The sequence below is a fragment of the Paenibacillus sp. FSL F4-0236 genome, assembly GCF_038000135.1.
Taxonomy (GTDB): domain Bacteria; phylum Bacillota; class Bacilli; order Paenibacillales; family Paenibacillaceae; genus Paenibacillus_AQ.
This window is the reverse complement of the sequence record NZ_JBBOBK010000001.1, coordinates 4,354,670-4,374,782: the sequence shown is the minus strand read 5'-3', so window position 1 is coordinate 4,374,782 and position 20,113 is coordinate 4,354,670. Positions and strand designations below refer to the sequence as shown.

At 46.0% G+C, this 20,113-nt stretch carries 14 protein-coding genes; 12 read left to right on the top strand and 2 right to left on the bottom strand.

Translation table 11 applies throughout. The annotated features are described in order from the left end of the window. The first annotated feature begins 50 nt into the window (after nucleotides 1-50). From NSQ29_RS19655 to NSQ29_RS19600, 12 genes are all read left to right on the top strand, one after another. Nucleotides 51-980, top strand: coding sequence for a carbohydrate ABC transporter permease (locus NSQ29_RS19655; RefSeq protein WP_042125419.1), 930 nt, complete (start codon nucleotides 51-53; stop codon nucleotides 978-980). A gap of 15 nt (nucleotides 981-995) precedes the next feature. Continuing rightward, nucleotides 996-1,832 (top strand): carbohydrate ABC transporter permease, encoded by an 837-nt coding sequence (locus NSQ29_RS19650; RefSeq protein ID WP_042186014.1) that lies wholly within the window; start codon nucleotides 996-998, stop codon nucleotides 1,830-1,832. Between the two features lie 141 nt (nucleotides 1,833-1,973). After that, complete coding sequence (locus NSQ29_RS19645; RefSeq protein ID WP_341125881.1) at nucleotides 1,974-3,371, top strand: ABC transporter substrate-binding protein; 1,398 nt, start codon at nucleotides 1,974-1,976, stop codon at nucleotides 3,369-3,371. A 117-nt stretch (nucleotides 3,372-3,488) separates the two neighbouring features. Continuing rightward, on the top strand, nucleotides 3,489-4,763 hold the full coding sequence (locus NSQ29_RS19640) for an alpha-L-fucosidase (RefSeq protein ID WP_341125880.1): 1,275 nt from the start codon (nucleotides 3,489-3,491) through the stop codon (nucleotides 4,761-4,763). A 25-nt stretch (nucleotides 4,764-4,788) separates the two neighbouring features. Further along, nucleotides 4,789-6,621, top strand: coding sequence for a glycoside hydrolase family 35 protein (locus tag NSQ29_RS19635; RefSeq protein ID WP_341125879.1), 1,833 nt, complete (start codon nucleotides 4,789-4,791; stop codon nucleotides 6,619-6,621). Nucleotides 6,622-6,874: 253 nt separating this feature from the next. Beyond that, nucleotides 6,875-7,318 (top strand): signal peptidase II, encoded by a 444-nt coding sequence (lspA, locus tag NSQ29_RS19630; RefSeq protein WP_341125878.1) that lies wholly within the window; start codon nucleotides 6,875-6,877, stop codon nucleotides 7,316-7,318. A gap of 108 nt (nucleotides 7,319-7,426) precedes the next feature. Then, nucleotides 7,427-8,782, top strand: coding sequence for an erythromycin esterase family protein (locus NSQ29_RS19625; protein ID WP_341125877.1), 1,356 nt, complete (start codon nucleotides 7,427-7,429; stop codon nucleotides 8,780-8,782). Nucleotides 8,783-8,920: 138 nt separating this feature from the next. Then, complete coding sequence (locus NSQ29_RS19620; protein WP_076284294.1) at nucleotides 8,921-9,607, top strand: response regulator transcription factor; 687 nt, start codon at nucleotides 8,921-8,923, stop codon at nucleotides 9,605-9,607. Continuing rightward, nucleotides 9,574-11,055 carry a sensor histidine kinase gene (locus NSQ29_RS19615; RefSeq protein ID WP_341125876.1) on the top strand — a complete coding sequence of 494 codons (1,482 nt, stop codon included), beginning with the start codon at nucleotides 9,574-9,576 and terminating at the stop codon, nucleotides 11,053-11,055. The genes NSQ29_RS19620 and NSQ29_RS19615 overlap by 34 nt, the downstream gene beginning before the upstream one ends. A 525-nt stretch (nucleotides 11,056-11,580) precedes the next feature. Then, the gene (locus NSQ29_RS19610) at nucleotides 11,581-12,288 is read left to right on the top strand and encodes a DUF421 domain-containing protein (RefSeq protein ID WP_042186028.1); all 708 of its coding nucleotides are present in this window, start codon (nucleotides 11,581-11,583) and stop codon (nucleotides 12,286-12,288) included. Between the two features lie 107 nt (nucleotides 12,289-12,395). Next, entirely contained in the window at nucleotides 12,396-13,892 is a 1,497-nt protein-coding gene (locus NSQ29_RS19605) for an alpha-N-arabinofuranosidase (RefSeq protein WP_341125875.1), read from the top strand. 12 nt (nucleotides 13,893-13,904) lie between these two features. Continuing rightward, nucleotides 13,905-14,192 (top strand): hypothetical protein, encoded by a 288-nt coding sequence (locus NSQ29_RS19600; RefSeq protein ID WP_042186032.1) that lies wholly within the window; start codon nucleotides 13,905-13,907, stop codon nucleotides 14,190-14,192. Between the two features lie 44 nt (nucleotides 14,193-14,236). On the opposite strand, the gene NSQ29_RS19595 is transcribed toward NSQ29_RS19600, so the two are convergent. Beyond that, the gene (locus tag NSQ29_RS19595) at nucleotides 14,237-15,151 is read right to left on the bottom strand and encodes an ArsR/SmtB family transcription factor (RefSeq protein WP_042186033.1); all 915 of its coding nucleotides are present in this window, start codon (nucleotides 15,149-15,151) and stop codon (nucleotides 14,237-14,239) included. 172 nt (nucleotides 15,152-15,323) lie between these two features. Then, nucleotides 15,324-20,072: a LamG-like jellyroll fold domain-containing protein gene (locus NSQ29_RS19590; protein WP_341125874.1), complete on the bottom strand. Its 4,749-nt coding sequence runs from the start codon at nucleotides 20,070-20,072 to the stop codon at nucleotides 15,324-15,326. Nucleotides 20,073-20,113 lie beyond the last annotated feature (41 nt).

The window sequence follows — 20,113 nt, the reverse complement described above, 5'->3', positions numbered from 1 at the left end:
AGGCGGATATATTACTATAATGACAAATCAAATTGTCGAGGTGATACAACGTGGAGGCTGCAAAACAACCTGTGCCAAAAATTCTGCAGGAGAAGCGGAAGTTCTGGACTCCGCAGCGGAAAGAGGCTTTGACCGGGTGGCTGTTTCTAGCTCCGGAAATTGTCGGAATGCTTTTTCTTAATGTATTTGCACTTGGATTCTCACTTTATTTAAGCTTCTCGAAATGGGATCTATTGTCGGGGGTTCAAGGGATCGAGTTTATCGGATTGGATAACTATATCAAAATGTTCCATGATCCGAGCATCATTCAAGCTTTGAAGAACAATGCTATTTATATGATTATGACCGTGCCGATACCGATTGCGATTGCTTTGGTGCTGGCGGCATTGATTCAAAATAGTGTATTTCTTAAAAATTATTTCAAAGTTGCCTTCTTTATCCCTTATATTTCTTCGATTATTGCAATTGCCGCAGTATGGAGCGCATTGTTCCATCCATCCCTTGGACCGATCAATCAGTTCTTGATGGAGCTTGGAATTTCCAGTCCTCCAAAATGGCTGGTGGATCCAAAGACCTCGCTGTTATCGATTGCCATTATCAGTTCTTGGGCGAGTCTGGGTTACACCATTATTATCTATATGGCCGGCTTGACGAATATTTCCGATGAAATCTACGAAGCCGCCGAAATAGATGGAGCCAGCGCACTGAAGAAATTCTTTGCCATCACGGTTCCGATGCTGCGTCCAACCACGTTCTTCTTGCTTATAACCATGCTGATTGGCTCGTTTAAGGTGTTCGACATCATCGCGTTTTTGACCGAAGGTGGCCCGAACAATTCTTCTACCGTGCTTGTGTTCAGGATCTATGAGGAAGGGTTCAAATACTACAACATGGGCTATGCTTCTGCAATTTCCTGGCTGCTATTCGCCGTCATAGGCTTGATCACCGCAGCTACTTGGAAAATGAGAAATGAAGAATAAAGGGGGGGGATTAACATGCAACTGATTAGAAAAAATATGTCCAGAGTGATCACTACCTGCATCATGGGGGCTTTGTCCATTGTATTTCTTATTCCTCTGATCTGGATGATTTCCGCAGCCTTTAAATATGAGAAAGATGTTATGCGCTTCCCGATCCAATGGATTCCCGAGAAGATCAATGTAGCGTATAATTTCAAGATGGTTTGGATGGGACGAGTACCTTTTTCTCATTTCTATTTAAATTCCTTTAAAGTTGCGATTATTACAACCTTAATTACACTTATCATTTCATCTATGTCGGCGTACGCCTTGACCAAAATCAAGTTCAAAGGACGAAATATGGTGTTTCTGGCGCTGCTGTCATTCATGATTATACCTGACCAGGCCACACTGATTCCGCGCTTTCTGCTGATTCGCTGGTTCGGTCTTTATGATACTCATGCTGCAATTATTTTAATGAGTATGTTCTCCATCTACTTCACGTTCCTGCTGCGGCAATTTATGATTGGTGTCAGCGACGAATACATTGAAGCGGCGCGAATTGACGGTGCAGGCCATTTACGGATATTCTGGTCTATCATTATTCCGCTCTGCAAGCCGGTGCTCGCTACGGTGGCGATCATCAAATTTATCTGGACCTGGAATGATTACCAGAATCCGCTGATCTTCTTACTAAATAAGAATTTGTACACTATCCCACTCGGTATGACCCTGTTCCGGGACGATTATTCGAACAACTATGCGATTATGATGACGGCAGCTGTTTCGGCGATCATCCCGCTCGTCATCGTGTTCATTGCCCTGCAAAAGCAAGTCATTAACGGAATCTCCCTTGGCGGCGTAAAGGGCTGACCTGCGGGTGTACGATAGATAGTAAAAGTCAAAAATGTGATCCTACAACAGCAAAATTGTGCACTTGGCCAGTAAAGCGGATGCCTATAATAAGAAATGAACAAGGCACTATACTTAAAATTCAGTGCGGGGGGAAGTAAAATGAAAACAAAGAGCAAGAAAAGATTATCCGTTGTACTGGGCTCCATGCTGGCGGTTTCCTTAACGCTAAGCGCCTGTGGAAATTCCGGAAACTCGGACAAGAATGGGAATGCTGAAGCTGGTACGAATGCCGGGAACACCAAGGTGGACAAGCAAGTCGCCATCAAGTATTACAACTGGGATAATGAAGCCCAGTCGGCTGGTACCGATGCTATGCTGCAGGAATTTATGGATCAGAACCCAGGCATCAAAGTAGAGCATGTGACACTCGTTCCCGGTGATTCTGTGGAGATGCTGAAGAAACTCGACTTCCTGATATCTTCCGGCGAAGCGATTGATGTTGTTCAGGTGCCAAGCTTGGGAGGCGTGCTTGAACGGGCGACTCGGGGAGCACTTGCCCCGCTTAATGAATTCTATGAGAAAGATAACCTCGTTCCTGAGGATGAATATTATGTGAATGCTAAGGTCGACAACAACTATTATGGGTTGCAATATACGAAGAGCAGCAACTACGTGATGCTGAACAAAGATGCACTGGATGAAGCGGGTCTGCCTGTACCTACTTTTGGCTGGACATGGGATGACTACCGCGACTATGCCAAAAAACTGACCAAAGGCGAAGGCGTGGACAAACGTTACGGCACTTATTTCCACACCTGGGAATTGTACATGAACGCTCCAGCTCAAACGATGATGAAAGACCCGTTCGTATATGATGACGGGACGACAATCTTCGCGGATCCGACATATAAGTATTTCTTCCAGCTGCGTAAAGATATGGAGTCTGCTGATAAATCTGCGAAATCTTATGCAGACGCTCTTGCCGCTAAGCTTAACTATCGTACCGAATTCTTCAATGAAGAAGCTGCTATGATCTTGGCTGGCAACTGGACGATTGCTGATCCAGGTAACACCGAGCAGTATCCGCATGAATTCAAGACAGCCTTTGCTCCGGTACCGGTGCCTCCTGCAGGATCGGAACCGAAAGACTATGAAGGCAAATACTTCACCAGCGGCAACATGCTGGCGATGGGCGCAACTTCAAAGAACAAAGAGGCTTCCTTCAAATTGATGAGATTTATGTCGACGGCTGTTAGTGATAACAGACTGGAATTCTCCGGATATAAAAAAGCTGATAATGAGACCTTGCTGACTAAATTGGTCGCTGGTAAAGAAGATATGTATGATATGGATTCACTCAAATACACACTTTTCGATAAAGAAATTCAGTTCCTTGACGGTGCGCAGGTGATGACGACGGCAACTTCCGAATTGACCAAAATTATCGATGACGGCTTCAGCAGATTCATGCTTGGAAATGAATCGATTGATAAGGTGCAGCAATGGATGGTTGATGAAGCAACGAAAATTATCAACGAAAAAGGTGTCATCAAGTAAATAGGCAATAAGCGAGGTATCCCAAGTTGGGGACGGGGCTTTGGAAGGTCATCAACCGGCTTTCCAAAGCCCTTATTTATACATTGGGCTTACACAAATATACGGGAGAGTATAAAAATGATGGAAAGCATTTCTTCAAAGAACAAGTCCGAAGAGCAAGTAGCTTTGCCTTCTAAGGAACAGATGGAGTGGCAGGATCTGGAGCTGGGGATGTTCTGCCATTTTGGAATGAACACGTTTTGCGATCAGGAGTGGGGAGAAGGTAGCGATTCGCCTACGGTCTTTAACCCGCTTCATCTGGATGCCCGCCAATGGGTTAGTGCAGCTAAAGAAGCTGGATTCCGTTATTTTATACTGACCGCTAAGCATCATGATGGCTTCTGCCTGTGGCCGACTGCAACGAGTACTTATTCTGTTGCCTCCAGCCCATGGAAAGAAGGGCGAGGCGATGTTGTCAAGGAGTGCGAGGAGGCTTGCCGTGAATTTGGACTAGGCTTCGGCATTTATTTGTCTCCATGGGACAGACATGAGCCATGTTATGCGGATCCGCAAGCATATGATGATTTCTATTGCTTGCAATTGCAAGAGCTCCTTACGGGCTACGGCCCACTTACGGAGATTTGGTTCGACGGCGCAGGATCTGAAGGCCGTAATTACGATTGGCGGCGGATTATGGATCTGATTAAGCTCCATCAGCCAAGCGCCATGGTGTTTAATATGGGGGCACCAACGATTCGCTGGGTTGGCAATGAGGATGGCGTTGCTCCTTATCCATGCTGGAACACTGCGGATTCCGCGCGGGGTAGCATGTTCAGTGAAGCTTCATTGAACTGGCTTCCCGGAACGCCAAGCTGGGTGCCTGCGGAATGCGATGTGCCCATCCGTAAAGACCGCTGGTTCTGGCATCCTGAGGAAGAGCACTTGCTGCTGTCCCTAGAGCAGCTAATGGACATATATTATCGTTCGGTTGGGCATGGGGCGACTTTGCTGCTCAATGTGGCGCCTGACAACTACGGGCTGCTTCCGGAGGCCGATGTGCAGCGTCTGCTGGAATTCGGTAAGGAGATTCAACGTAGATTCGGAAAGGCACTAGCCGTAACAGCGGGCACTGGAGATCTTATTGAGCTGGAATTGCCTGTAGCTACTGTGATTGACCACGCCGAGATTATGGAGGACATCGCTTATGGCGAGAGAGTGAGCGAATATGTGCTGGAAGCATTCATTGACGGAGCGTGGCTGGAGTTGAAACGTGGCAGCGCGATTGGCCATAAGAAAATCGACGCCTTCCCTCCGATTTGCACAGAGAAAATACGACTGCGGGTGCTCTTAACTACTGCAAGCCCCAAGATCAGACGGCTTGCCGTCTTTCACTGCGGGGAGTCGTTAGAATAGATGTTAAAAAAGGAGGTTGTAGAGTATGAGCCTACTCACTTGGAACGACGGACAATATTTGCTGGACGGACAGCCTTACCGGATCGTATCGGGAGCTATTCATTATTTTCGGGTTGTGCCTGAATACTGGAAAGACCGGCTACTGAAATTGAAAGCCTGCGGATTCAATACCGTGGAGACCTATATCGCCTGGAATATGCATGAACCCAAGGAAGGGGAGTTCGTATTTGATGGCATGGCCGATGTGGTCTCTTTTATTGAACTGGCCGGAGAGCTTGGGCTTCATGTTATTGTCAGACCGAGTCCATTCATTTGTGCCGAATGGGAATTCGGTGGTCTGCCGGCCTGGCTGCTGGCTTACAGTGAACTTCAGCTTCGCTGCTGTGATCCTCTTTATTTAAGCAAGGTGGACCGGTATTACGATGAGCTGATTCCTCGGCTGGTTCCGCTACTGTCCACACATGGCGGGCCGATTCTGGCCGTCCAGGTAGAGAACGAATATGGCAGCTATGGCAATGACAGTAGTTACCTGAGATATATGCGTAATGGACTCCTCAGCAGAGGGGTCGATGTATTGCTCTTTACCTCCGACGGACCAACCGATGAAATGTTGCTCGGCGGAACACTGGAAGATGTGCATGCTACAGTTAATTTTGGCTCCTGTGCAGAGGAATCCTTCCGCAAATACCGGGAGTACCGATCTGAAGAGCCGCTGATGGTGATGGAATATTGGAACGGCTGGTTCGATCATTGGATGGAGGATCATCATGTGCGCGATGCCGAAGATGTAGCTGGCGTTCTGGATGATATCCTGACGCACGGCTCCTCACTCAATATGTACATGTTCCACGGCGGGACCAATTTTGGCTTCTATAATGGGGCGAATCATATCGTCGCCTACGAGCCGACGACTACAAGCTATGATTATGATGCCCCGCTCACGGAATGGGGAGATACGACGGCGAAATTTGAAGCTGTTCGGTCGGTACTGGGCAAACATGGATTTGCACCGACTTGTCCGCTCCCTGAGCCGATTCCGAAGATCTCCTACGGGAAAGTTGCCTTAATGGAAAGAGCGGAACTATTCACAGCTTCCAATTTGGAGAAGTTATCCGAGCCGGTGAACATTGTGTGTGTGCAGCCGATGGAAAAGCTCGGACAATCCTATGGTTTTATATTGTACAGCACTTATGTGCAGGGACCACGGTCCAGGCAGAAGCTTTACATCGAGGGTGTGCGTGATCGGGCGCAGGTTTTCCTGGATGGACAGGTACTTGGGGTCATTGAACGCTGGAATCCGCAGCCACTTGAACTTTCCATTCCTGCCGGAGGAGCGCAGCTGGATATTCTCGTCGAGAATATGGGTCGGATTAATTATGGTCCGCTCATTCGTGATCCGAAAGGAATTCTGGACGGGGTTCGAATCGATAACCAGCTGCAATATAACTGGACGATCCGTACACTTCCGTTAGAACCGGGAACGCTGGCTTCACTTGAGTACAAGGAGCAGACGGTGGAGAAGCAAGAAGCTGCGGCACTTTCGGGTTTGCCCGGATTCTACCGGGGCTGCTTTGAGGCGGAGGAAATTGGCGATACTTTTCTACGGTTCGATGGATGGAATAAAGGGGTTGCCTGGATCAACGGATTTAATCTGGGCCGCTACTGGAACGCAGGACCGCAAAGGGCCCTATATATCCCCGGTCCATTGCTGCGCAAAGGTCGTAATGAACTGGTTCTTTTGGAACTGCACGGCTGTGCGGAGACTTGCGAAATTGAGCTTGTAAATTGCCCTGATCTGGGAAGAACTTCGGCCGTCGATGATGCCGTGCTGAATTTTGTGCAGGAAGATAACTTGTAGACATTATTAGCGTTGCCGTCATAGAAATCATTCCCCTATCCTCTCAGCCATTAGACACAAGAAACCTGCGTTTTCTTTCATTATTTTACAAAAAAATGAAGACGAGCAGTCAATATAAGGATACCTGAAAGGCACTCCTTCGGGCGTGCCTTTATTTTTCGATGCCACATGGTTTTGTAGTATGATGAACACAAGGGAGTTACATGGTTGTTCATAGGCTGAGAAGAAAGTGGGTGTCGCTATGTGGTTTTGTATGATCGCGATGGTCGTGATCTTGATCGATCAGGTCTCGAAAATTTGGATTCGGATGAAACTGGATATCGGAGATAGCTTGTTCTTTGGACGATGGGAGATTACACATTATGAGAATAGCGGGATGGCATTCAGTTTATTCCAAGGTTATGCGTGGTTATTCGGGGTGATCGCCATCTTGTTCGTCATCGGTGTATTCTATTATCGCAGCATGGGTGCCTGGAAAGGCCGATTGGCGGATATGATAGCTGGTTTCTTAGTCGGCGGTGCGGTTGGCAACGGGATTGATCGACTGGTGTTCGGGCAGGTCACGGATTTTATCATGTTTCGATCGGGAAGAAGCATTCTTAATCTAGCGGATTATGCGATCAACATCGGGATGATCATGCTAGTCTTAAATATGGCAGTGAGATTCGTGAAGAAGCGGGTCTGTCACGCGCATTGAGGAATTATTCTCTTATCTTTATAGATTCCTTAGAAGTTCCTGTTACGATGTCTCTGCATGGTAAGAGAACGACGTAATAACAGATTTCGAAGGAGGAGAACATTCAACATGCAAGCAACGAAACGATTAACAGGTATCATTTCCCTGGGCCTAGCATTTTCACTATTACTATCGCCAGTGAGCGCCTCGGCGACCGCGCAGAAAATTACGGGGTCGAAGGAGAATATTCAAGAGATTAAATCTTTGACGTCATCGGACTATAAAGATTTAGCGTTTCTGAAGCCGATCTTGAAAGATAAGACGGTCATTAGCCTTGGCGAGAACTTTCACCGTGTCGCAGAATACAGCAGCATGAAGACAAGGTTGATCAAATATTTACACGAAGAGCTGGATTTTGACGTGATTGCATTTGAGTCGGGCCTTGGGGATTCATTCATGACGTACGATAATGCAGGAACATGGACATCGCAACAAATGATGGAACGTTCAATTTTTCCCATCTGGCATTCCAAGGAGACTCTGAATTTATTCGATTACATCAAGAAGAAGCAAGGGACGAACGATCCCTTATATCTAGCAGGTTATGACATGCAGTTCACATCAGGGTACTTAACGCAATTTATTGCCGGTTGGATTGCCAAGGTAGACAAGGATCAGGGCGAGAATTATTTCAACTTCGAAATGCAAGCGATGACGGATTTCTATAAGGTGCTCAACCAATATGGCATGGACGATAGTCATCCGGAGGCGAAAGCAGAAATCAAGAAGGTGAAGAATGCGTACGAACCGAAATACAAGGCGTTGATCCAATTCATCCAAGAGAACAAAGAACAACTTGCAGCCGCCTACCCTGCGAACCCGCGGATGGTGGATATCGCTGTCAAGACGTTGGAGGATCGGGTCAAATTCATCGAGATGGGGATGTACGATACGAAGGAAAGCTATGAATTCCGTGATAGAATCATGGCTGACAACGTGGAGTGGTTAATGAAGGTGATGTATCCCGGCAAGAAAGTGATTTTATGGGCGCATAACGATCATCTGGCGAAGAATACGTCCAAAATCGAAACGAAAGAACAAGGGAAATGGATTAACAGCTTTACAAGTATGGGAGAATTGCTACATAAGAAGCTAAAGGATAAGGTCTACGTGTTGGGTCTGTACATGAACAGCGGTAAGGCAAGCACGATTACGACACAGAAGATCTTCGATATTCAGCCGATGCCGAAGGGGAGTCTGGAACAACTGATGATGCAGAGCGGTTATAAGATTGCGTTTGCGGATCTATCCAAGCACAAGTCTCCGAACAAAAATAATGCTTGGATGTTCAAACCGATCTATGCAGCCGAGGATGGCATGACGTCCGAGATCATTATGCCGATGTCGATGCGATTCATTCCAAAAGAGCAATATGACGGGATCATCGTCTTCGATAAAGTCAAAGAACCGACAACGAAGCTCTAACTCGGTTATACCTGAAAATTTAATTGTTCCCCTGTCGTGAACACCGTGTGTGCCGCTGCAGGGGATTTTTGGCGCACAAAAAGGTACAATGAGGGGATAAAGCTGCTAGATTGATAGACGCGAAAGGAAATTCAAGAGATGAGAGAAAAGATATTAATCGCCGATGATGAGCGAGAAATCGTCGGATTTATGCGCGATGCGCTTCAGGATGATGGGTATGAGGTATCAGTGGCTTATGACGGCAAGGAAGTGTTCGATCGACTGGGAGAGACGCCCGACTTAATCATCCTGGATATTATGATGCCGCATCTCGATGGGCTCGAAGTATGCCAAGCGATACGTGACCGGGTCTCGTGTCCGATTCTGTTCTTAAGCGCGCGCTCCAATGAAGCGGATCGGATCCAAGGCCTCGCCGTCGGTGGCGATGACTATATCGTGAAGCCTTTTAGCATGCAAGAATTGAAGGCGAGAATAAGAGCGCATCTTCGTCGGGAGCAGCGGAGCCATCTTGATCATCAACCGAAGCTGCTGCACCATGGCGATCTCACGATGGATCTGGACAGCCATCAGGTATTCTACCAGAACCTTCCGATTCCGCTGACCAGCCGGGAGTTCGAATTGTTCCGGCTTCTCTTCATGCATCCGAATCAAGTATTCTCGCGGGAACAAATCTATGAGAAGATCTGGGGATTCGATGCGGAGGGAGAAGCAGCCACAATTACCGAACATATCAAAAATATCCGGGCGAAGCTGGCGTGCGCAGCACCGGAGAAGACCTTTGTTACAACGGTATGGGGGGTAGGGTACAGATTCGAAAGGAAGTAAAGGCAAGTCGAAAACCGCTGCGCAGACAGTTTATGGGCGCATTTACACTCGTTCTTTTCTATAGCTTCATCGGCTCGATGCTGGTTTGGGGCGGTACGCTTTATGCTTTGATTAATCAAACGGACAAGAGCATTCTACCAGCCAACTATTATGAGCAGCAAATTCCCCAGATTCTAGGTTATGTAGATCAGCAAAAAGACGCCTTATTATCTCCTTCAAAGCAGAATGCGTTGGAACATGTTATTCTGACGAAAGGCATGCAGTATCAAATCGTGAATCTGAAGGGGCAAATCGTCTACGGCTGGAAGGGGCAGACTTTCGTCAACAGCCCGGAGGATGTGCTAAGCAAGCTGAACCGTAGCGAGAAACAGGGCGGGAAATATATCAATTACCACCCGATCCTTGATTCGCAGAAAAAATTAAAGGGGATGCTGGTGCTACGATACAGTTTAAGTGTATCCTCCAACAACCCTGGAAACGGGCTGCTCGTTATGCTTATTTTGTGCAGTTTGATCGCACCGTTCTTCTTCATCGTCTTGTTCTCTTTTATTTTCGCGAGAAAATTGGGTAAACGGCTCGAACCGTCGATCGCACGGATCATCGGGGGAGCTAGACGAATCCAGCAAAATGACCTGAATTTCTCCGTCGCAGGAGCAGGTGGGTCGAAGGAGCTGATCGAGCTCTCCGATGCCTTCGAAGAGATGCGGATCGCGCTGGAGCAATCCTTGAAGTGGGAGTGGAAGCTGGAGCAGGAGAGACGCGACATGATCTCTGCGATTGCCCATGATTTGCGGACGCCGCTGACGATCATTCAAGGTCATGTAGACAATTTAATCGAGAGCGGTGCACGCCGTCCCGAACGGCTGGAGAAGTACTTGTTAACCATTCAGAATAGTACGCAGCGTGCGGACAAAATGCTGACGGAATTGCTGTTCATGAATAAAATCGACACGCCTGATTTTGTCCTCCAGTATACGAGAGCGGATTTACTCGCCTTCTGTGAGCGGAAAAAAGATGAATACGCATTGTTATGCCGTGAGAAGTGGATTGCTTTTGACTTCTCTTATGTGAATAGGCGATGCGACCAAGAACAGCAGTTTCTTGTGGATACATCACGGTTGGAGCAAGTATTCGATAACGTGATTACCAATAGCTTGCGATTTACGCCAGTGGAGGGAAGGATCGAGTGGACGGTCATCGTAGAGGAGACGCAGATTACCTTTGACATGAAGGATACGGGGAAGGGGTTCAGCGCTCTTGATTTGCGGCGGATGTTCGATAAATTCTACACGGGGGATCCGTCTAGATCTCTAGACAAAGGTCATTCCGGGCTTGGATTGTATACAGCACAGTTGCTCATTACAAAGCACGGAGGGCATATCGAAGCAGGAAACCGTGTCGAAGGCGGCGCACAGGTGATCATAACGGTGCCATGTAAAAAAGCCTGAAGAAACTCATCATACGAGTCTTCAGGGTTTTTGCTGCAATAATTCGATAAATTTATGGAACGCGCTTGTCTTGAAATGATCCCGTCGATAGATGAACTGTACGGTCACATGGTGGTAATGATCGGGATGGTACTGCACCGAGCCTTCCGATTCGGAACCAGACGAAGCTGTATGTTTCTGAAGATGCGTATGTCAATGGAGAATCGAAAGCTGCAGTCAATTATAGTTCGGTCAATCTCAAGCCCTTGGACTTATCCCGGGTCGAAGTGACAGGCAATTCGATCCGGGAGGCTCAGCAACTCGAGCTGAAAGCGCAATGATTCTGCACAATCTGCTTGCAATCAAGACTGAAAAATAAGCATTCGTAGCTAGGGCTTTGGGACGGTTCAGTAGAACCATTCCAGAGCCCTTTTGACGTTTACAGAAGTCTCCGGATGACCTCTTAAAATTAAACCGATTGTAATGACGTTTCATTTCACCTTGGTTTGTGAATAATAGGGGATTGAATAGAAAGGAGCATTAGAGATGCAGGCGCATATGGATATTGTTCTTCGTACTGTGGTCGCTATGATCATGCTGCTAGTGATAGCTAAGATATTGGGTAAACAAACGATTTCTAATTTGACGTTTCATGATTTCGTGACAGGCATTATATTAGGATCGCTTGCGGCAAACCTGGCTTTTAATAAAGACCTAAAGTCGTCATATATGATCGTGGCGCTCATTGTTATCACTGCTACGTCTTTTCTACTATCTATCATCGCTATAAAGAGTCGTAGAATGAGAAGCTGGATCTCAGGATCACCTACGGTACTTATTGAAAACGGGAAAATTCTTGAAGGGAATATGAAAAAGGTAAGGTATTCGCTAGACTCCTTGGATCAGGCACTGAGGGAAAAAGAAATTTTTAATCTAGAGGTAGTAGAGTATGCCGTATTAGAAGATAACGGAATGGTATCCGTCTTAAAGAAACAAGAGTATCAATATGTTACTCGAAAAGATTTGAAGCTTCTTTCGGTTCCTCAGAGCTTTCCCGTTGAGTTAATTATGGATGGCGTCCTCATTGAAGAGAATCTTGAGAATAATGGACTGACCAAAGAATGGCTGGAGAACGAATTAAGACGGAAGGGGAAACGGATCTCCGACGTATTTTACGGGGTAAGAGGAACGCAGCGGCAGCTCGTTTTTGATTATTATGAAGACGGGATAAACAAACCGATTGATAAAGAATAGATTCATTCATATTGGAGATTGACGGATCGCTGAGGACCGCTCTATAATATTTGTATAATTATTAATTAGTTAATAAAAATATAAATGTTGAAGGGCGGAGTTTATTCATGGCAGATCGCGCAATCCTTAATACAGACATTCGTAAAGGTACGATAAACAAAAATATTTATGGACACTTCTCTGAGCATCTAGGACGTTGTATTTATGAAGGCATTTGGGTCGGAGAAGATTCACCGATTCCTAACACTAACGGTATTCGTAATGATGTTGTGAAAGCGCTTAAAGAAATACAAATTCCAGTACTTCGCTGGCCGGGTGGATGTTTTGCAGATGAATATCATTGGAAAGATGGTATTGGTGATCGCGAAGCTCGTAAACGTATGATCAATACGCATTGGGGCGGCACGGTTGAGAACAACCATTTTGGTACACATGAATTTATGGAATTATGTGAGATGCTGGAATGTGAACCTTATATCAATGGTAATGTGGGAAGTGGTACGGTTCAAGAGATGTCCGAATGGGTAGAGTATTTAACCTTTGGCGGTGTCTCACCGATGTCTGAGCTTCGCCAGCAGAACGGTCATCAAGAGCCTTGGGCTGTCACTTATTTTGGCGTTGGTAATGAGAATTGGGGCTGCGGCGGGAATATGCGTCCAGAATATTATGCAGATCTTTATCGCCAATATCAGACGTATGTACGTAATTACGGGGAGAATCGTATTCATCGGATCGCTTGTGGTCCTAACGTGGATGATTATCACTGGATGGAAGTTCTAATGCGTGAAGCTACACGCTTTATGGACTCGATTACCCTTCATTATTATACGATTCCTGGTCCAGCATGGGAGAATAAAGGGGCAGCAACAGGCTTTGAAACTAGTGAATGGTTTAGCACTTTGGAGAAGGCCCTTCGCATGGATGAGCTGATTACTAAACATGGCGTTATTATGGACAAATATGACCCAGATAAAAGAGTAGGCCTTATCGTTGACGAATGGGGAACTTGGTATGATGTTGAGCCGGGTACGAATCCAGGATTCCTATATCAACAAAATACAATTCGGGATGCCCTTGTAGCTGGCGTAACCCTGAATATTTTCCATAAACACAGTGACCGGGTACGGATGGCAAATATTGCGCAGACCATTAACGTGCTTCAAGCAGTGATTTTAACCGAAGGAGAAAAAATGCTGCTAACGCCTACCTATCATGTATTCAATATGTTTAAAGTCCATCAGGATGCTGAGTTGTTGGAGTTAACAATCGATAGTGGGACTTACAGCTTTGAGGGCAGCGAGATTCCTGAAGTATCTGCTTCAGCTTCCGTAACAGACGCTGGGATCATTCATGTCAGTCTTTGCAACTTGAATCACGCTGCATCAGCTACTGTACCCCTCGAGCTACGTGGCCTTTCCGGGCAGAAGGTTGAAGTGACAGGCACTACGCTCACAGGTAACAAGATAGATGCTCATAATACATTTATTCAGCCAGATGCTGTCGTACCGCAAGCTTTTACAGCCTTTACACTTGAAGGTGATCTTCTTAATGTAGAGCTGGCTCCAATGTCAGTAACTGTGCTGGAGATTACGCCGAAGGCATAAGGTGGTGTTATCATGTCAACAACATCTGCATGCAAGGGGTGTCGTGACGATTATAAGGTTACCGATGCACAGATAGAGCGTATCTTGTCATCATCCATGTTTAAGACAGAGCTTTGTGTTCCAGATGAGGTTTATGCTGAACGGATTTCTCTTTGCGGGACTTGTCCTAAGCTGCATGAGAGTGTGACTTGCGTAGCTTGTGGATGCATTATTCCTGTTGTAGCTAAGCTTAAGGAACGTGGCTGTCCACTGCCTGGTGGCGGATTATGGGGACCCTTCATTGAACATGAAATAAGGTAAAATAAGAGCCGCATTCGACTCTCCAACGGGAGATGAATGCGGCTTTATTCATGGGTATCCGTGTAGAACAGCTCAACGATTAGATCATCATTATAGTTGCCAAAGCCTTTGCCAAAAAGGGTAATGCCGCCAATATGCTCGGCCTCTTCATCGACGGAAAGCTTGAAAGTCCATTGCTTGTTGCGAATGTTCACTTGATCCAGTGTAACGTCGGACAGTTTCAGGCCGTCCATAAACGTGCCTTTAGATGTAATGCGCAGCTGCTTAAGAAGGCCGTATTGATTCGTGAGTGCTGGCCACCAAGCTGGCGTGTATTTACCACGTCTATCTCCGTAGTCACCCGGACTTGTCCAGAATCCAAGCTGTACTCCGTTCAGTGTGAAAGTGATGTCGGAGGGCCAATTATTATTAATGGAAGGCGCTTCGGAGGCAATCTCCATCGTAATGATTAGCTCCTCGGGCTGTTGACTGGAGAGAAGGAAGTTAGGAATTTTATATTCGATATATCCTTTGCCGAACCAGAGAATACCAGCATTCATACGCTCGAGATCCCAGAAATAACGGGGATCATCAAAGCTGCCAATCACTTGCTCTGTAGTGGCAAGACCGCAGGTAGGCTCGATCATGAAGTCGGAATAATGCCCAACAGGAATCTCCTTGCGGTAGCTTTTGCGCTCATTAATTTGTCTGCCTGGAAAGGTGATCTCGGCACTTTCAGCAGCCAGCGTACAGATCTTTTGCAGACCACTTCGTCCAGGTGCCATATGTGTCTGGATAAGTCCTGCAGCTTCTAGCTTACGCACATGCATTGTCATAATGGCGCTGCTCAAATTTACCGCTGCGGCCAATTCCTTGACATTCATTGGGTTCTCGGCAAGCAAGCGCAGCAGGTGCAGACGAACTGAACTGGCTAAAGCTTCGTAGACGGGAAGAGATTCTTCCGACAGGTCAAGTTTCATAGATGGCCTCCAATTTAGTTCAAGACGTATAGTTAATGATTATATTATTTAAATGCTTGTTTTACAATACGAAGGTGAGAAAATTTCTGGACGCTCATTCACTTTGATCGCGTGATTTAAGATAAAAAGAACGGAGCCTGAGGCTCCGCTCTCTTTCCAAATGATGATTCTCTTAATTTACATTTGAGTTATATTCGGTCAGTATTTCGTCTGATTTGAGTGCTCTGCTGTAAATCTTCAGTTCATCAATCATTCCCTTATAAGGTACGTCCCAATAGTTTACGCCAAGAGCGAACACACCATTCTTGTTCTTAAATACATTCGGGAAGCTCTCACCGGAGAATTGCTCAACTCCGTTGAGGTATACCTTCACGGTACCGTTGTTGACCGCAAATGCTACATGCGTCCATTTATTCTCTGGAATCTTCATAGCGGAAACAGCATCATACCACGCCTCGCCAGACCATAGCAGTGTTTTACCTGCGCCGTTCTGTGGAACGAAGCTAATCCAGCTGTTTATCGAAGCAGCACCGAAGAAGGTTGTTGTTGCATCAGTAAGCTGCTCAGGGTTTAACCACATAGATACGGTATAGGTATTGCTGTCAATTAATCCATTAGGTAACCGGATCCCGGAAACCCCGTCAAATACTGCTGCTTGATTAGTGATACCGTTACCGTAAGTGATGTTACCTACAGTTGGAGCCTCGATTTTTATTCCCGTAACCTGTCCAGTACCGACCAATTGGAGGGAGTCATCAAGGTTTCCATCAAAAGCATAATAGGCTACTTTTCCATCCGTAACGTTTACCTTATAGTCTGCTGAGACACCACTGCCATCAGCCGCAGTGGCTGTAATCACTGCTTCGCCACCTACCGTTAGTGCGGTTACGGTTCCGGTTGTAGCATCAACTGTAACGGCGCTAGGATCACTAGAACTCCAAGTAAGTTTCTTATTTCCGGCATTGGTAGGGAATACTTTTACTTGAGGGGTAAAGGTATTCCCCACAGCCACATCCATTTCAGCATCACGGATGGTTATCGTACTTACTTTAATATTACTGTCAGGCTCACCGTTTACCAGCAAGTCTACAGCTTCAGCGGAAAGTGCACTTTCGTAGATACGCAGGTTATCAATCAAACCTTTGTATGGGATATCCCAGTAGTTTACACCCAGGGCGAATACTGCATCTGCACTGTTAAATACATCTGTAAATCCTTTTCCAGTGTACTTCAATACTCCGTTCACATACAGCTTCACAGTCCCGGCATCGTAAGTGAAAGCTATATGCGACCATTGGTTAACTGGAATCTGCATGCCTGCTTCTGCATCGTGGAAGGTTTGGCTACCAAACCACATCCGGGTAGTAGCTCCACCGTTTCCATAAGGCAAGAGACTAATCCAATTCGTATCTGTTGTAGCACCAAAGAAGGCTGTAGTGAATTGAGTCAGTTCTTGTGGGTTAAGCCACATGCCTATTGTGTAGGTGTTGCCTTTAATCAAACCATTTGGTAGGCGAATACCGGAGCTACCGTCGAATTTAGCTGCAAAACCAACTTCACCTGTCTCATAGGTGATGTTCCCACCAGTATTGTTAATCCGATTGCCGGTAATTGTACCCTTATCAGTACGATCTCCGTTCTCTGAAAGATCTCCTTCAAAATCATACGCTGCCACCAAACCGTCTTCCAGTATATTTCCAGTCAGTTCCATTACAATGATAGTAAAGGTCTTAGTTGCAGTAGACTCACCCAGCGCAATCGTAGCAGTAAGTTCAATCGTTGCGTTTCCGAGTCCTTTTTCAGGACGAACAACTGAACCATCGTTTCCTACTACGGCTTCATTGGAAGACGACCACGTAATGACTGTTCCTCTTACGGCCTCAGTTGGGAGCGTAAGATCTTTGTATACTTTACTTGTGTTGCCCAAGCTTAAACTATCTTTAACATTGGATACAATTTGATCTGTACTCAGCAGTTCAATTTGGCTGCCCCAGACGGTAACACCCTTATTGGACATGGCTGTGAAAGTCATAACATTGCTCTGACGAGTGGAATCCCATTGTTTTACGAATACACCTTTGTAGAGATTTTGTACAGTAGCTCCGTTTTCTATTTCATTGATGAGCAGGTCGGCGTAATACTCTCCTTTTAGCTCCCAAGAACCGGTTACGGACCCTGTAATGGTTCCATCACTTCGCAGTTCGATAGCTGTTGTGGATTTAATTTTAGCAGAAGTATCTTTCCCGTGATTCACGAACTGGTAAGCTCCAATAACATCTTCCTGCATAACAGCTGCGATAGTTTCACCAGTGTAACGATGAGGAGAAGTGAGCGGCCATCCATCTTCGTTGGTGAACATTTGATGCACACGAAGCTCATGTGTTTCACCACGCTGCGGGAAGCGAGTGTGGAAGAAGTTGAATATTTTACCCGTCTCTTCATCATAATTGACTGAATTATGGCCTGATGCAACATAGCCGTAAGTTTGGAATTCTGGATCACTATTCACGTTCGTGAACATGAAATTACCAAGAACTTTGTTGCCAATGGCCGAATGATCATTGGTCGTTGCCAGCACTGCACTTTGTCCGGCAGCATCCACATAAGGACCATCCGGATTCATTGAACGGAATTGACGCATATTGTAACCACCGTCGGACGCAAGTCCTCCATAAGTTACGTATAAGAAGTAGTAACCTGTATTCTTGTCGTAAACGATATACGGACCTTCGCCCGATTTGGTCATACCGCCAGAAATATGGGTACCGAAATACCGGTCGATTAGACGTCCATCAGCGGTCGTTCCATCTTTACCCGGATATTTTGGCTCGCCGGTAGCTGGATCGATTTCTAGAATAAATATGCCGCCTGACCATGATCCATAAGTCATCCACAGCTTGCCATCTTTATCGTAGAATAACGTCGGGTCAATTGCGTTTGTATACGTTTTGTTCTTATATGAACCGCCTGCGTCAAACCAATCTGGGTTGGCATCTTCTAATATTCCGTTATCAATAAGCTTTTGAATATTTGTATTTGTCCATTTTTTATTAATTTTGCTGTTAGTATCGTAATCTTCTTCCTTGGTGAAGCCGGAATAAATTACGGTATTTCCATAGGTATAAGGACCTTCAATATTTTGCGAAGTGGCAAAGCAAATCGCTGAGCGGATGTAAGTGGAAGAAGCACTGTAATACATCATGTAAGCGCCAGTGGTTCCGTCCGCATTCTTATAATCCTCATTCCAGAAAACGTCTGGAGCCCATATGGAGAATCCGCCTTTACTGTCAGAATCGTTCTCTCCAGCCCATTTAAAGGATTCTGCCAGATTCGCGGAAAGATCACCAAAGAGTACGTTGCCCGGTGTTGTATAACCATTTGTGAAACGAGTCCAGTTCAGCAGATCATCCGATTTGGCCGCATCGATATGAGACCCGAACACATAATACGTTCCTTTGTCTACAGCCACCGACGGATCATGTACAGAGACATTGGTGAGTGCTGGTGCTGTAGCTCCCGGACTCGGCGTAGCAGTAGGAGTCACTGTAGCTGTAGGAACCGGAGTAGTAGTAGGTGTAGCAACAGCGCCGCCGTCCGATCCACCAGAACCTGAACTACCAGAACCAGACGTTGCCGTAGCTGTCGGAGTAGGTGTTTCAAATTTGATTAAGTTACTGTATTTACTGTCAAAGCTAACCTTCCCGGTGCCTTGGATAGTAATCATATCGTTTATACCAAGGATAAGATTCTTGATTGCTGCACCAGCATCTACACGCAGCTTGGCTAATTGGTTCAATGTAACTTCAGTAATATTGCCTGCGGCTAGATGTAGTGTAGGCACTCCTACCGCTCGTACCTCAGCAGAATCAAAATTTCCTCTCAGCCTGATGATTGAATCGTTCGGGAGCGTATTCTCTATAACGACCCGGCCGAAGCCTGCTCCCGTCAAAGTAGTATCTTCCTCAAGCATTACACCCGAATGTACACGTACACTTGGTACGGCACTCGTTCCTTTAGTAACGACGCGGAGTTTCCCATTACGCTTATCTACAACCATGTCACCTGCATTAGAGTTACTAAGTACGATACTATTTTCGCCGCCGCCGGATACGAATATTGTTCCTTTAACAGTGACGTTATTCAGCGTGATATCACCTTCTGCAATACCTTCGGTAAGATACAGGTTTCCGGAGATGGTGGAGTTGTTCAACTCAACACCCGGGTTACTAATTACCATATTCTGAGTGGTAATCCCCGTATAACTCCCGCTCTTAGAAGTGATTTCCCCGGCCAACTTCTCAATCATACGCAGTGCTTCCGCTCTTGTTACGGCTTTTGCGCCTTTAAAGCTGCCGTCACTATAACCATTCAAATAACCTTCACCAAATAAAGATAATACAGCTTCTTGGCTCCATGAGGGTAAATCTTCAACATCTTTTGGTGCAGAGGTATTTGCAGAAGAATTGAGCTGGAATAGTCTGTACAGCATAACCGCGGCTTCTTGACGACTTACTACCTGTGTTGGTCGGAAGGTGCCATCGCTATATCCTGATACATATCCTGCAGCCGAAGCTTTCTGGATATCGCTGTAATAAGCACCTGACTCCAGTACATCCGTGAAGGCAATTTCTGATTTTTCCTGCAAATTAAAGACCCGATTGATCAATGTGACCCATTCCGCGCGGGTGATCTCTTGATTAGGTTTGTAAACTCCATTTCCATAGCCTGAAATCAAGCCCTTTTCCACCCAGGATTGAAAATCTTTCTGTGCCCAGTGGCCCGAATAATCGACAGCCTGTTGTTGCGTGGATGGTGCGATTGTTTTGGAATCGCTTGCAGAAGCTGCTGAAATGAATGGTGTAGGTACTAGCAGCGTGAGTGCAAGAAGTGAAGCAGTTAGCTTACGAGTTGTTTTCCTCAAATTCATGATCCTCCGATTCTATTGATTAGAGATTGCGGCGG

Excerpts from the sequence above, each read along its gene's own strand:
- NSQ29_RS19620 (WP_076284294.1), top strand. The coding sequence starts at position 8,921 with ATGAGAGAAAAGATATTAATCGCCGATGATGAGCGAGAAATCGTCGGA.
- NSQ29_RS19640 (WP_341125880.1), top strand. The coding sequence starts at position 3,489 with ATGATGGAAAGCATTTCTTCAAAGAACAAGTCCGAAGAGCAAGTAGCT.
- NSQ29_RS19605 (WP_341125875.1), top strand. The coding sequence starts at position 12,396 with ATGGCAGATCGCGCAATCCTTAATACAGACATTCGTAAAGGTACGATA.
- NSQ29_RS19625 (WP_341125877.1), top strand. The coding sequence starts at position 7,427 with ATGCAAGCAACGAAACGATTAACAGGTATCATTTCCCTGGGCCTAGCA.
- NSQ29_RS19595 (WP_042186033.1), bottom strand. The coding sequence starts at position 15,151 with ATGAAACTTGACCTGTCGGAAGAATCTCTTCCCGTCTACGAAGCTTTA.
- NSQ29_RS19650 (WP_042186014.1), top strand. The coding sequence starts at position 996 with ATGCAACTGATTAGAAAAAATATGTCCAGAGTGATCACTACCTGCATC.
- NSQ29_RS19600 (WP_042186032.1), top strand. The coding sequence starts at position 13,905 with ATGTCAACAACATCTGCATGCAAGGGGTGTCGTGACGATTATAAGGTT.
- lspA (WP_341125878.1), top strand. The coding sequence starts at position 6,875 with ATGATCGCGATGGTCGTGATCTTGATCGATCAGGTCTCGAAAATTTGG.
- NSQ29_RS19635 (WP_341125879.1), top strand. The coding sequence starts at position 4,789 with ATGAGCCTACTCACTTGGAACGACGGACAATATTTGCTGGACGGACAG.
- NSQ29_RS19645 (WP_341125881.1), top strand. The coding sequence starts at position 1,974 with ATGAAAACAAAGAGCAAGAAAAGATTATCCGTTGTACTGGGCTCCATG.
- NSQ29_RS19610 (WP_042186028.1), top strand. The coding sequence starts at position 11,581 with ATGCAGGCGCATATGGATATTGTTCTTCGTACTGTGGTCGCTATGATC.
- NSQ29_RS19615 (WP_341125876.1), top strand. The coding sequence starts at position 9,574 with ATGGGGGGTAGGGTACAGATTCGAAAGGAAGTAAAGGCAAGTCGAAAA.